The sequence below is a fragment of the Actinorhabdospora filicis genome (assembly GCF_030269765.1).
Taxonomy (GTDB): Bacteria; Actinomycetota; Actinomycetes; order Mycobacteriales; family Micromonosporaceae; genus Actinorhabdospora; species Actinorhabdospora filicis.
In genome coordinates this window covers 1135114-1148330 of sequence record NZ_BSTX01000002.1, presented here as the reverse complement: position 1 = coordinate 1148330, position 13217 = coordinate 1135114, and the positions used below count along the sequence as shown (strand labels likewise).

At 71.8% G+C, this 13217-nt stretch carries 9 protein-coding genes; 5 read left to right on the top strand and 4 right to left on the bottom strand.

All coding sequences use genetic code 11. The annotated features are described in order from the left end of the window. Positions 1-384 precede the first annotated feature (384 nt). A complete protein-coding gene (locus QSK10_RS18185) occupies positions 385-1236 on the bottom strand; it encodes a M23 family metallopeptidase (protein ID WP_285664031.1) in 852 nt (283 codons plus the stop codon). A gap of 297 nt (positions 1237-1533) precedes the next feature. On the opposite strand from QSK10_RS18185, the gene QSK10_RS18180 reads away from it, so the two are divergent. Both QSK10_RS18180 and QSK10_RS18175 read left to right on the top strand, forming a co-directional pair. Next, the gene (locus QSK10_RS18180; protein ID WP_285664030.1) at positions 1534-3159 is read left to right on the top strand and encodes an ABC-F family ATP-binding cassette domain-containing protein; all 1626 of its coding nucleotides are present in this window, start codon (positions 1534-1536) and stop codon (positions 3157-3159) included. Between the two features lie 192 nt (positions 3160-3351). Then, positions 3352-6534, top strand: a complete 3183-nt coding sequence (locus QSK10_RS18175) for a TIM-barrel domain-containing protein (RefSeq protein WP_285664029.1) — start codon at positions 3352-3354, stop codon at positions 6532-6534. A gap of 18 nt (positions 6535-6552) precedes the next feature. Here the strand turns inward: QSK10_RS18175 and QSK10_RS18170 are convergent, their stop codons facing one another. Then, on the bottom strand, positions 6553-7329 hold the full coding sequence (locus QSK10_RS18170) for an endonuclease/exonuclease/phosphatase family protein (RefSeq protein WP_285664028.1): 777 nt from the start codon (positions 7327-7329) through the stop codon (positions 6553-6555). Positions 7330-7345: 16 nt separating this feature from the next. Continuing rightward, complete coding sequence (locus tag QSK10_RS18165; protein ID WP_285664027.1) at positions 7346-8611, bottom strand: hypothetical protein; 1266 nt, start codon at positions 8609-8611, stop codon at positions 7346-7348. Between the two features lie 207 nt (positions 8612-8818). On the opposite strand from QSK10_RS18165, the gene QSK10_RS18160 reads away from it, so the two are divergent. The 3 genes from QSK10_RS18160 (at position 8819) to QSK10_RS18150 (ending at position 12057) form a co-directional block, all read left to right on the top strand. Then, positions 8819-9046 (top strand): helix-turn-helix domain-containing protein, encoded by a 228-nt coding sequence (locus QSK10_RS18160; protein WP_285664026.1) that lies wholly within the window; start codon positions 8819-8821, stop codon positions 9044-9046. Between the two features lie 245 nt (positions 9047-9291). Then, the gene (locus QSK10_RS18155; RefSeq protein WP_285664025.1) at positions 9292-10041 is read left to right on the top strand and encodes an enoyl-CoA hydratase/isomerase family protein; all 750 of its coding nucleotides are present in this window, start codon (positions 9292-9294) and stop codon (positions 10039-10041) included. An 84-nt stretch (positions 10042-10125) separates the two neighbouring features. Further along, complete coding sequence (locus QSK10_RS18150; RefSeq protein ID WP_285664024.1) at positions 10126-12057, top strand: ABC transporter ATP-binding protein; 1932 nt, start codon at positions 10126-10128, stop codon at positions 12055-12057. Here the strand turns inward: QSK10_RS18150 and QSK10_RS18145 are convergent. Next, positions 12041-13186 (bottom strand): hypothetical protein, encoded by a 1146-nt coding sequence (locus QSK10_RS18145; protein ID WP_285664023.1) that lies wholly within the window; start codon positions 13184-13186, stop codon positions 12041-12043. The genes QSK10_RS18150 and QSK10_RS18145 overlap by 17 nt on opposite strands. Positions 13187-13217: the final 31 nt, after the last annotated feature.

The following is a 13217-nucleotide window of genomic DNA, read 5'->3' as shown; positions in this document are numbered from 1 at the left end:
CTCGGCGGTGGAGTGATCCGCACCGTGCGGCTCCCGGAAATGCACGGTGATCCACCGGAATGGCACACGAACGATCAACCGGGCGATTCGCACCGGTAAGTTGAAACGTTTCGACGACCGGAATCACGCAACGTGATCATGGACCGGAGTGAGAAGGGTGTCAATTCCCTTCCGTTGTTTCGAAGCGATGACGCGATCGCGTCCGCCCGGAACTGTCAATGGGCGATTCGGGGGACGAGTAGAACAGTGCAGAATCGGTCTCAGTTGATCTCGATGGGGCGAAAGGCGCCCCCGGGAACCCGGGGTGCGAAAAGCGGCGGCGCCCAAAGGGCGCCGCCGCCGAATCGTCGGCCCGAAAGGCCGTCGCGGGGGTGATTCTTCCGTCTAGATGTCGACGCCGTGCTCGCGCAGGAACGGGACCGGGTCGATGGCCGCGCCGTCGATGTGCACCTCGAAGTGCAGGTGCGGGCCGGTGACGTCGCCGGTGGAGCCGGCGTGGCCGATGGTCTGGCCGGTCTCGACCTCGTCGCCCACGCTGACCACGACATCGGAGTTGTGGCCGTAGAGGGTCTCCTGGCCGTCGGGGTGGCGGATGGTCACCGAGATGCCGTAGCCGCCGTTCCAGCCCGCCTGGACGACGGTGCCCTTGTAGGCGGCCTTGTTGTCCTGGCCGGTGTCGGCGGCGAAGTCGGTGCCGGCGTGCATCTCGCCGCCGCGCCAGGCGCGCGGCCCGTACACGTCGGAGACCGGCGCGTCCGACGGGAGGGTCCAGCGCCGGGCGGCCTCCTCGCGCTCCTTGCGCTCGGCCTCCTCCCGCTCGCGGGCCTCCTTCTCGGCCTTCTCCTTGCTCTCCTTCAGGGTGGCGTCGCCGGAAGACTGGCTCAGCGACCGGTCCTTGTTGCGCGTGGCCTGGTCGTCCTGGGCGACCCGGGTGGGGTCGGGGGCGACGGCGGTCGCGGCGGCGGTGGCGCCCACCGGCTCGTCGGCCGCCGAGGCGACGTTGAAGCCGGTGGTGATCACGGCGGCCGCGACCAGGCCGGCGAAGGCGGCGCGGGGGACGTACGGCCGGGCTTTGGCCGGTTCAAGGCGGTGGAAGCCACCGCGGAGCTGTTCTGCCAGATGCCGCGCCCGGGATCTTCCGATCCGGGTCGCGGCACCGATCTTCTGCGCGAGAGTCGAGGCACCGGCCTTGGCCCGGTGCCTCGCCGTCTTCGCTGGATGCTTCGGCTCAGACATAACCCGCTGAAAGCTAGCGACTACGCTCCGGACACCCGGGTCGCTACCAGGCGAAACGAGGCATCAAAGGGCCGTGCGCCGGATCGGAAAGACCCGTTCGGTCCAGATCTCCGCCCCGCCCGTCGGAGGCGGATGGGTCCATCGGCGATCACTGGTTACACTCGACGCATGCTCCACCGTTGCGAAGACTGACCTTTCCAGCCGACCGTCATCACGTGTTGAGCCCTGCTCCACGCGGTCGGCCGATGTCTCGCGCCCATGGTCAGTCCTGTTCGTCCCGAAAGTGAGCACATTCGCATGATTTCCGTGACCGGTCTCGAACTCCGCGCCGGCTCTCGCATCCTGCTCGAAGACATCAGCCTGCGCGTGCAGCCGGGCGACCGCATCGGCCTGGTCGGCCGCAACGGCGCCGGCAAGACCACCACGCTCAAGGCCATGGCGGGGGAGTCCCTGCCCTACGCGGGTTCCTTCGAGCGCCGCGGCCCCTTCGGCTACCTGCCCCAGGACCCCCGCACCGGTGACCTGGGCGTGTCGGCCCGCGACCGCGTGCTGTCCGCGCGCGGCCTGGACACCCTCATGGCCGACATGAAGAAGCTGGAGACGGCGATGGCCGAGGTCGTCGACGCCGGTGAGCGCGACCGCCTCGTCCGCAAGTACGGCGCCCTGGAGGACCGCTTCGCGGCCCTGGGCGGTTACGCCGCCGAGGCGCAGGCCGCGCGCATCTGCGCCAACCTGGGCCTGCCCGACCGGATCCTCGCCCAGACCCTGAGCACCCTCTCCGGTGGTCAGCGCCGCCGGGTGGAGCTGGCCCGGATCCTGTTCGCCGACACCGCCGACGGCGGCGGCACGCTGCTGCTCGACGAGCCCACCAACCACCTGGACGCCGACTCCATCGCCTGGCTGCGCGACTTCCTGTCGGCGCACAAGGGCGGGCTCATCGTCATCAGTCACGACGCCGAGCTGCTGGACGCGGTGGTGAACAAGGTCTGGTACCTCGACGCCAACCGCGCCACCGTCGACGTCTACAACCTGGGCTGGAAGAAGTACCTGGAGGCCCGCGAGGGCGACGAGCAGCGCCGTCGCCGCGAGCGCGCCAACACCGAGAAGAAGGCCGCGGCGCTGACCGCGCAGGCCGAGAAGATGCGCGCCAAGGCCACCAAGGCCGTCGCCGCGCAGAACATGCTCAAGCGGGCCGAGCGGATGGTGTCGTCCCTGGAGGACGTGCGCGTCTCCGACCGCGTGGCCAAGGTCCGCCTGCCGCAGCCGGCGCCCTGCGGGAAGACCCCGCTGACTGCGCACGGCCTGTCGAAGTCCTACGGGTCCCTGGAGATCTTCATGGACGTCGACCTGGCCGTCGACCGGGGCTCGCGGGTGGTCATCCTGGGCCTCAACGGTGCGGGCAAGACCACGCTGCTGCGGATGCTGGCCGGTGTGCTGGAGCCCGACACCGGCGAGGTCGTGCCCGGCCACGGCCTGCGGATCGGGTACTACGCGCAGGAGCACGAGACCCTCGACGTGGATCGCACGGTCCTGGAGCTGATGCGCAGCGCGGCCTCCACGGCCGGTTCGGACCTGCCCGACACCGAGCTGCGCAAGATCCTGGGCGCGTTCCTGTTCACCGGCGATGACGTCGACAAGCCCGCCGGGGTCCTCTCCGGCGGAGAGAAGACCCGCCTGGCGCTGTCCACGCTGGTCTGCTCGGGCGCCAACGTGCTGCTGCTGGACGAGCCGACGAACAACCTCGACCCGGCCAGCCGCGAGCAGGTCCTGGACGCCATCGACCGCTTCCCCGGCGCGATCGTCCTGGTCACCCACGACCCGGGCGCGGTGCGCGCGCTGCGCCCGGAGCGGGCGATCATCCTGCCCGACGGCATCGAGGACACCTGGAGCGACGACCTGCTGGAACTGGTCGAGCTCGCCTGACACCGACGGGACCCCCGGCTTCGGCCGGGGGTCTTTTCACGCGCGGACGCGCTTTCGCGCCCGAACGCGCACGCGAACACGCCTCGCGGCCGGCGCTTCACGCGGGCGTCCTGCGCACTGCTGGCCCCTTCCGTCCCGTACGCGGTAGAACGCACTGGTCAAGTGCTGCCCACACACGAGGACGGACCACCCATGGCTTTACGACTGCGGCATCCACGGGCGAGGCTGCTCGCCGCCGCCCTGGCCGCCACGGCGCTCATCGCGCCCGCCGCGGCCTTCGCGGCACCACCGGCGTCCGACGGCGCGCTGGGGGCCGTGACCGGCTTCCACGCCGACGGCGCCGCCTACACCTTCGACGCCGGGGCCGCCAAGGCCCGCGTGATGTTCTCCCTGGACGACCAGTTCCGGCTCCAGGTCGCCCCCGACGGCGAGTTCACCGACCCGGCCAACACCCCTCCGCAGGAGCCCGGCGCCCCGGCGGCCGACATCGTGGTGAAGACCGACTACCCGGCACCGGTCACCACCTACACCGAGACCTCCGAAGCGTACGTGCTGGCCACGGCCTCGGTGCGGGTCATCGCCCGCAAGTCGCCGCTGACCTTCGCCGTCGAGCGCGCCGACGGCACGCCCGTGTGGCGCGAGACGGCCCCGGTGTCCTGGACCAGGGCCGGGAGCGGCTGGCGGACCAGCCAGCACCTGGCGCGCGGCGAGCGCGAGCAGTTCTTCGGCGGCGGCATGCAGAACGGCCGCTTCAGCCACCGCGGCACCACCATCAAGATCACCGATCCGGACGGGTGGGAGGACGGCGACGTTCCCAACGCCTCGCCGTACTACATGTCCACCGCCGGTTACGGGGTCCTGCGCAACACCTTCACCGCCGGGTCCTACGACTTCGGCGAGCCGGTGACCACCAGCCACGACGAGGACCGCTTCGACGCGTACTTCTTCGTCGGGGACCTGAAGACCTCGCTGAACCGGTACACCGCGCTGACCGGGCGGCCGATGATGCCGCCGATCTACGGCATGGAGCTCGGCGACGCCGACTGCTACCTGCACAACGCCAACCGCGGCGAACGGACCCCCGAGGACGCGGTGGCCGTCGCGCAGGGCTATGTCGACCACGACATGCCGCGCGGCTGGATGCTGGTCAACGACGGCTACGGCTGCGGTTACGAGCGCCTCGACTGGATGGGCGGTGAGCTGCGGGAACGCGGTATCCAGCTGGGTTTGTGGACCGAGGACGGCCTGCCGAACCAGGAGTACGAGGTCGGCACCGCCGGGCTGCGGGTGCGCAAGCTGGACGTGGCCTGGGTCGGCGACGGCTACCGGCACGCCCTGTCGGGCTGCGAGGACGCCCACGACGGCATCGAGCGCTACTCCGATGCGCGCGGCTACGCCTGGACGGTGGCCGGCTGGGCGGGCACGCAGCGGTGCGCGGTCCAGTGGACCGGCGACCACTCGGGGTCCCTGGACGCGGTGCGCTGGCAGATCCCGGCCATCCACGGCGCGGGCCTGTCGGGCATCGCCTACAGCGCCGGCGACATCGACGGCATCTTCGGCGGCTCGCCGGAGTCCTACGTCCGCGACCTGCAGTGGAAGGCCTTCACGCCCGCGCTGATGACCATGTCGGGCTGGGCCGAGAGCGACAAGCAGCCCTGGGCGTACGGCGAGCCGTACACCGCCATCAACCGCGACTACCTGCGGCTGCGCGAGCGGCTGCTGCCCTACCTGTACACCCTGGCCGCCGAGGCGCACGCCACCGGCGTGCCCATCGACCGGTCGCTGGTCCTGGAGTATCCCGGCGACCCGAACACCTGGGGCGACAAGGCCGCCCACGAGTTCCTCGCCGGACGCGACTTCCTGGTCGCGCCGGTCTACCAGCGCGGCGAGGTCCGCGACGGGATCTACCTGCCCGAGGGCACCTGGGTCGACTACTGGTCCGGCCGCCTGTACCAAGGCCCGGCCACCATCGACGGCTACCACGCGCCGCTGGACCGGCTCCCGCTGTTCGTGCGGGCCGGGGCGATCGTGCCGATGTGGCGCGACGGCGTCAACAACCACGCCGAGGTCAGCCCCGGCGACCGCCTCACCCTCGACGTCTACCCGCGGGGCGAGTCGTCCTTCACCCGCTACGAGGACGACGGCCTGACCAGGCGCTACGCCGCCGGGGAGAGCGCCCGCCAGGAGTTCGCCGTGCGCGCCCCCGAGGCCGGGCGGGGGACCGTGGAGGTCGCCATCGGCGCCGTCGGCGGCTCCTTCGCCGGGCAGACCGCGACGCGGCCCTACGAGATCACCGCCCACACCGGGCAGCGCCCCACGCACGCCTTCCTCGGCGAGCGCAAGCTGCCCGAATTGCGCGACAAGGCCGCCTACGACGCCGCCGCGCAGGGCTGGATCCAGGACGGCGACGTCACCCGCGTCAAGACGCCCCCGCTCGGCATCCGCACCGGCGCGACGCTGCGCCTGACCGGGTCCAGCGCCGTCGGCGGCCCCCACCCCGAGGCCCACGACGCCTCCGCCGCCCTCGGTCTGCCCGCCTTCACCCCGCCGGGGACGGCCACCACCGCCACGGTCTCCTTCACCAACGACACCGGCGCCACCCTCAAGGACGTCACGCTCACCGTGGCCGCCCCCGAAGGCTGGAGCGTCACCCCCTCCACCCGCACCCTCGCCAAGGTCGGGCCCGGAGCCACCCAGACGGCCTCATTCGCCCTCACGCCCGGTGGGGCACCCGGAACGGCCACGGTGACCGCCACGGCCTCCTACGAGGCCCACAAGGCCCGCTACCGGGCCGACACGGCCCGCTCCACCCTCGTCCCCTACGCCGACCTGACCGCGGCCATGAACAACACCGCCGTCTCCGACGACGCCGACGTCGGTAAGGCCGACATCGACGGCGGCGGATCGAGCTTCTCCGCCCAGTCGCTGGCCACGGCCGGACTGCGGCCCGGGCAGACCTTCACCTACCGGGGCACGGCCTTCACCTGGCCGTCCACCGCCACCGGCACCGGAGCCGCCGACAACGCCACCGGCACCGGCCAGTCCATCCTCGTCACCGGCACCGGGACACGCCTGGCGCTGCTGACCACCGGCACCTCACGCGAGGCGAGCGGCCCCATGACCATCCGCTACACCGACGGCACGACCACCCAGGTCACCCTCTCCACACCCAACTGGTGCTGCCTGCCCACCGGCGACGCCGACATCGCCGTCCGCGTCAAGGGCAAGAACACCCCCTCCGGACCCGGCCAGTACCCGGCCGTCGAATACCGCATCTACCACCGCGCGTTCACCATCGACCCCGGCAAGACCGTCCAGGCCGTCACCCTGCCCGACAACGCCACCGTGCACGTCTTCGCCATCGCCGTCTCATGACCAACGCCGGGGGCACGGTCAGGCCGCGCCCCCGGCGCCCACCCGCAGATCCACCACGATCGGCCGGTGATCGGAGGCCCGCCCACGCGGCGAGAACGCCGCCACCGGCACCAGCTCCGGCGACACGTGCACGTAGTCGATGCGCCGCACCGGCCACACCGACGGGAACGTCCCACCCGGCGCCCGGCCCCAGAACCACGACAGCCACCCCAACGGCCCCGGCCGCACCGCCGCCCACCCGTCATTGAGGACCTGCCGCAACGGCACCAGCTCACCCCGCCGCGGCGGCGCGTTGAAGTCACCGGTCAGCACCACTGGCGCCGGACGCCCCTGGCGCGCCCGCGCGATGAACTCACCCACCGCCACCAGCTGCCGCGAACGGCCCGCCCCGTCCCACGGCAGGTGATTGAGGTGCGTGTTCACCATGTGCAGCGGACCGTCCGGAGTGGACACCAGTGCCCGGATCACCGCCCGGTCCTCCTCCGAATCCCGCGTCGGCAGCGCCGCCAGCTCCGAGTCCAGCACCGGGAAACGCGACAGGATCGCGTTGCCGTAACCACCGTCCCCGCGCCGGATGCTCGGCAGGAACACCGCCTCCATGCCCAGCCGCTCACCCAGCTCACCGGCCTGATCGGCCCAGCCCGAGCGCTCCCCGTAGCGCCGGTCGACCTCCTGCAGGCCCACCAGATCCGGCGCCAGCCGCGCCAGCGCCGCCCCGATCCGGTCCAGCGAGGGCCGATTGCGGTCATCGGCCCCGTGGTGGATGTTGTAGCTGACGACCCGCACGCTGCCCATCAGCGCAGGTTAACGCCTACCACGGCGACAACAGCACCGCTTCCACGATCACCGCCGTCACCGCGCCCACCGCCGCCGCGCCCACCGGCAACGGAGACGGCGGACCACCCGGACGCGCCGGAGCCGTCGCCGCCAGCGTCAGCCACGGGAAGAACGGCAGCCACGCGTGCTCCACACCCCCGCGCGCCAGACCCGCCACCACCGAGAACACCACCGCCACCGCCGAACCCACCAGGAACGGCCACCCCGGCGTGTTCCGCATCTTGCGCGCACTGGCCACCAGCGCCGGACCGCACGCCACCAGCAGGACCACCAGGCTCAGCGCCGCCCACCACGCCCACGGCCGCTGCGACTCGATCCGGCTGGAGTAATCGGCGTAGGCCATCCGCAGCCCCGCCATCCAGTTGAACCCCAGCAACTGCGCCACCAGCAACGGCGCCAGCGCACCCGCGCCCATCCACACATTGTGGAACGGCCGCCGCCGCGCGAAGTTCAAGAACACCAGCGCCAGGCCCATCCACGCCGCCGCGTACGAGAACATCGTCGACACGCCCAGCAGCAGACCCGCCGCCACCGCCGTACCGAACGCCGGCAGCCCCTTGCGGAACCGCTCACTGGCATAGGCGCCCATCGCCATCGTCGCCGCCAGCAGCGCCGAGGTCACCCCGTCCATGCTCACCGCGACCCAGATCGCCCACGGTGCCAGGACCAACAGGGGCGCGTACCGGCGCGCGGCGCGCTCGCCGACGGCCGACTTCGCCGCGATCAGCACCAGCGGCACGGTCAATGTGGACAGCGCCGTCAGCGCCACCCCCAGGCCCGGGCCCGTCCCCACCAGCGGCACCAGCAGCGCCAGCAGCAGCAACGGTCCCGGCGGATGCCCCGAGGAGGCCGCCGTGAGATGCGAGCCCATGCCGGTGAAGGCCGCCAGGAAGTCCAGCGGCTCGGCGGCGGCGGTCACATTGGGCAGGTACCCGTCCACGCCGGTCAGCGGGTGGCCCAGGCCGCCACGGGTGTCCAGCAGCCCCAGCGACAGCGTCCACGCCAGCGCCGCGACGTAGGAACCCCACACCACCACGCCCCACCGCAGCCGCGCCGCGCGCGGCCGGGAAGCCGTCCACAGCACCGAAACCGCCACCAGCGGAGCCAGGAGGCTCACCCACTTGATTGCAATTCGGTAACGGCCGAAGAAGGGCGCGGCACCCGTTCCGAGGTCGTCGGCGAACGCCACCGCGAGGGCCGCGATGAGCAACCCGATGAGCACCAATGTAAGCCAGATCACCAGGTCACGTAGCTGAGCGCCCGCCTGTTCGCGTATAGGGCGCGGCGAACTCTCGCCCGGTCCGGTCGTCACGGGCACATACGGTATCGGGTTCCCGACAAGAGCCGGGTAACGGTCGAGCGGAAACCTAATACTGGCGCATGATCGCCGGGCGCGGTCTAATAGGTGAGACCGTCAACCGCTCACCGTGAGTTGTGAGGGAAAGAAATGGCAGCCACCGACACCAGCACTACCAACGACAAAGGACGCCGGATCGTCGGCGCCGAACGCGCGACACTCGCCCGAAACCTGGTACAGCGATACAGCCAGGGTGAGAGCATTCGCGCGCTGGCGACCGCGACCGGCCGGTCGTACGGTTTCGTGCACCGTGTGCTGACCGAGTCGGGTGTCCAACTCCGCCAGCGCGGCGGTGCCCGCCGTCGCAAGCAGGCATAGCCCGACAGCACACGGTACGGCAAGGCGCTGGTACGTGTTCTGCAAGCGGTATCAAGGGGTCTTTCTTCGGTCGCCTTAAGGCGGCCTCTTTGCGGTCCGAAACCGGCCCGCCCGTCGGGGGACGGCGAGATGGAAGACGACACCGCGACACCGAGAACGCGCTGGGGCCGACCGGAACCACCCGGTGATCACCACCGGGCTAGTGTCTCCGAGCGACCCAGCGCCGCCAAGGAAGGCAGAACGCCATGACCGACGCCGACGCCGTTCGTCTGACCGTGGACGGGCCGGTAGCGCACATCGAGCTCTACCGGCCCGCGAGCCACAACTCGCAGACCCCGGCCATGTGGGACCGGCTGCGCCAGATCGGCCGGGACCTGCGCGGCGACGTCCGCTGCGTCGTCGTCACCGGCGCCGGGCCCTCCTTCTCCTCCGGCCTCGACCGCGCCGTCCTGGCCGGATCCCTGCCCGGCGAACTGGCCGCCCTCCCCGAAACCGAGGCCGAGGAGCGCATCGCCGAGTTCCAGGCCGCCTTCTCCTGGCTGCGCCGCCCCGACCTGCTCACCATCGCCGCCGTCCAGGGCCACGCCGTCGGCGCCGGACTCCAGCTCGCCCTCGCCTGCGACTTCCGCGTCCTGGCCGAAGACGCGCGGCTGCGCATGCCCGAGGTCACCCTCGGCATCGTCCCCGACCTCGGCGGCACCGGCCGCCTCATCGAACTCACCGGCTACGCCCGCGCCCTCGAACTGTGCCTGACCGGACGCGCCGTCACCGCCCGCGAGGCCCTCGCCTGGGGACTGGCCACCATCGTCGTCGAGGCCGCCGAACTCACCGGCGCCACCCGCGACCTGACCGCCGCGCTGCTGTCGGCGCCCCGCGCGGCGGCCACCGAGGCCAAGGCACTGCTCCTGGGCGCCACCACCCGCACCGCCGGCGAGCAGCTCGCCGCCGAACGCGCCGCCCAGGTCCGCTGCCTACGCGGACTCGCCGGCGCATAGCTCCACCCGCGCGCGAAATAAAAGGCCGCCGCGCGGAATTGTCACCCCCGACGGCCTACCCGGAGGTAAGAAACAGTGGCGATGATGCGCGGTCACTTCGCGATGGTCAGACCCGATCGCGCCAAACTCGCGGGGGTCAAACTCACCAAGGGAACACTGCGGCGAATCCTGCGCTTCGCCACGCCCTACAAGTGGAAGATCGCCGTCTTCCTCGCCACCGTCGTGCTGTCCTCCGGCATCGGCGTGGCCATCCCCGTCCTCGCCGGGCACGTGGTCAACGCCATCACCGACGGCGGGACCTTCGGCGTCGTCCTGCGCCTGGCGATCATCATCGCCGCCCTCACCATCGTCGACGGCGCGCTCTCACTGGCCGACCGCTGGTTCTCCGCCCGCATCGGCGAGGGCATCATCTTCGACCTGCGCCGCGGCATCTTCGGCCACGTCCAGCGCATGCCCATCCAGTTCTTCACCCGCACCCAGACCGGCGCCCTGGTCTCCCGCCTCAACAACGACATCCTCGGCGCCCAGCGAGCCTTCACCTCCACCCTCTCCGGCGTCGCCAGCAACACCATCGCCGCCTCCCTCACCCTCGCGGTGATGATCGGGCAGAGCTGGCAGATCACCGTCCTGTCCCTGGTGATGCTGCCCCTCTTCGTCCTGCCCGCCCGCTTCTTCGGCCGCAAACTCGCCGCCCTCACCAAAGAGGGTTTCGACCTCAACGCCAGCATGAACGCCCAGACCACCGAGCGCTTCGGCGTCGGCGGCGCCCTCCTCGTCAAACTCTTCGGCCGCCCCGAAGAGGAGATCGACGCCTTCGCCGCCAAGGCCGGGCGCGTCCGCGACATCGGCGTCACCACCGCCATGTACGGCCGCGTCTTCCTCGTCGCCCTCACCGTCACCGCCGGGCTCACCCAGGCCCTCGCCTACGGCCTCGGCGGCTGGCTCGCCTTCGAGAAGACCATCTCCGCCGGCACCGTGGTCACCCTCGCGCTGCTCCTCACCCGCCTCTACGGGCCCCTCACCGCCCTGTCCAACGTCCGCGTCGACGTCATGAGCGCCCTGGTCAGCTTCCAGCGCGTCTTCGAGATCCTCGACCTCGAACCCCCCATCCGCGACGCCCCCGACGCCGTCGACGTCCCGCGCGGCAGCGGACGCGTCGAGTTCCGCGACGTCCACTTCCGCTACCCCTCCGCCGCCGAGGTCTCCCTGGCCTCCCTCGAAGAAGTCGCCACCCTCGACCAGCGCGTCAACGAACCCGTCCTCAACGGCGTCAGCTTCACCGTCGAACCCGGACAGCTCGTCGCCCTCGTCGGCCCCTCCGGAGCCGGCAAGACCACCACCTCCATGCTCGTGCCCCGCATCTACGACGTCACCGGCGGCGCCGTCCTCGTCGGCGGCGTCGACGTCCGCCACGCCACCGCCGCCTCCCTGCGCGCCGAGATCGGCGTCGTCACCCAGGACGCCCACCTCTTCCACGACACCATCCGCGCCAACCTCGCCTACGGCCTCGGCGACGTCGCCGACGACGACGTGTGGCGCGCCCTCGAACGCGCCCAGATCGCACCCCTCGTCCACACCCTCCCCGACGGCCTCGACACCGTGGTGGGGGAGCGCGGCTACCGCTTCTCCGGCGGCGAGAAGCAGCGCCTGGCCATCGCCCGGCTCTTGCTGCGCTCGCCCGGCGTGGTCATCCTCGACGAGGCCACCGCCCACCTCGACTCCGAATCCGAGGCGGCGGTGCAGACCGCGCTCACCGAGGCCCTCGCCGGGCGCACCGCCCTCGTCATCGCCCACCGGCTGTCCACCGTCCGCGACGCCGACCAGATCATCGTGCTGGCCCAGGGCCGCGTCGCCGAACGCGGCACGCACGAGGAGCTCGTGGCCGCCGGAGGCATGTACGCCGACCTGTATCGGACCCAGTTCGCGCAGCGAACCGAGGATGGGGCCGCGCAGCGAACCGAAGACTCCAGTGCGCAGCGGGCCGGTGGCGACGAGGTCGTCACGACGGTGGGCTGAACGCGTACACGTAGCGCCGCCCGGGCGGCTCGCTCGCCGACCACACCCGGTCCCGCGACGGCCAGTACGAGAACGACTCCGGGCCCTGCGGGAGCACGTCGAAGCCGACCACCGGCGCCTCGCCCGGCCGCCACACCGCGAGCTCGCCGCCGTCCCGGTCGCCGTCGCCGTCGCTGACCGACAGCAGGAACCGGTCGCCGACGGCCACCGCGCCCTGCGCGGTCGCCAGGCCCGGCGTCCACACCCCGTCGGCCCGCGCCACGCCGTCCTCGCCTTCGCGCGGCAGGCCGTCGGCGGCCAGCGGCAGGCGCGCCAGGCGGGCGGCGCCGGGGGAGTCGGCGTACTCGCCGAGGAGGAGGGCGTCCTCGGGTCCGCGGTCGACGGAGATGAAGGACAGCCGCAGCTCGGGGGCGTCCCCGGTGGCGGTGTGGCGGTACATGGCGGTCTGGGCGAGCACGTAGGAGTAGCCGCGCCCCTGGAACGTCCCGTCGTCCTGGCGGCCGAAGGCGCCGGGCAGGTCGGCGCCCACGCGCCAGAGATGGTCCAGGCCGAAGACGCGGACGCCGTTCCAGGTGTCGACGACGTACAGGCGGTCGCCGTACCAGGCGATGCCCCCGGCGTGGACGCGCACGGGCTCGAAGGTCGCCTCGCCGTCGCGCCACACCGGCTCGGCGAGCAGGACGTGCCGGTAGCGGGGCGCGGTGGGATCGGTGAGGTCGACGAAGCTCAGCCGCACGCCCTTGTCGGTGGCCCCGCCGTCGGCGGTGTCGTACCAGCTGACGATCATCGTCTCGCGGCCGTCGTAGTCGGGGGTGCCGGTGGCGTCGGCGGAGGTGGTGACGCCCTGGGGCATCCAGCCGGGGGTGGCGGCGTCGGCGTCGTTCCAGCAGAAGGACGCGGCGAGGGCGGCCACGGGGGCGTCGCAGGCGTGGCCGGTGCGGTTGGCGCCGTCCAGCAGCGCGCTCACCGAGGTGTTCGGGAGGGCGGCGTCCAGGGCGTCCAGTAGGGACCGGTCGGCGCGCTCAGGGGTGAAGCGGAGGTCGGCGGCCTCGGCGGCGTGCGCGGGCAGGGGGAGTAGCGCGACGGCCAGGGCCAATGCTGCGACTGCGGTCCACTGTGAACGCGGCACGGTCCACAAGGTATCGCATAGATGATCTTAA

Excerpts from the sequence above, each read along its gene's own strand:
- QSK10_RS18170 (WP_285664028.1), bottom strand. The coding sequence starts at position 7,329 with ATGGGCAGCGTGCGGGTCGTCAGCTACAACATCCACCACGGGGCCGAT.
- QSK10_RS18185 (WP_285664031.1), bottom strand. The coding sequence starts at position 1,236 with ATGTCTGAGCCGAAGCATCCAGCGAAGACGGCGAGGCACCGGGCCAAG.
- QSK10_RS18180 (WP_285664030.1), top strand. The coding sequence starts at position 1,534 with ATGATTTCCGTGACCGGTCTCGAACTCCGCGCCGGCTCTCGCATCCTG.
- QSK10_RS18155 (WP_285664025.1), top strand. The coding sequence starts at position 9,292 with ATGACCGACGCCGACGCCGTTCGTCTGACCGTGGACGGGCCGGTAGCG.
- QSK10_RS18150 (WP_285664024.1), top strand. The coding sequence starts at position 10,126 with ATGCGCGGTCACTTCGCGATGGTCAGACCCGATCGCGCCAAACTCGCG.
- QSK10_RS18160 (WP_285664026.1), top strand. The coding sequence starts at position 8,819 with ATGGCAGCCACCGACACCAGCACTACCAACGACAAAGGACGCCGGATC.
- QSK10_RS18175 (WP_285664029.1), top strand. The coding sequence starts at position 3,352 with ATGGCTTTACGACTGCGGCATCCACGGGCGAGGCTGCTCGCCGCCGCC.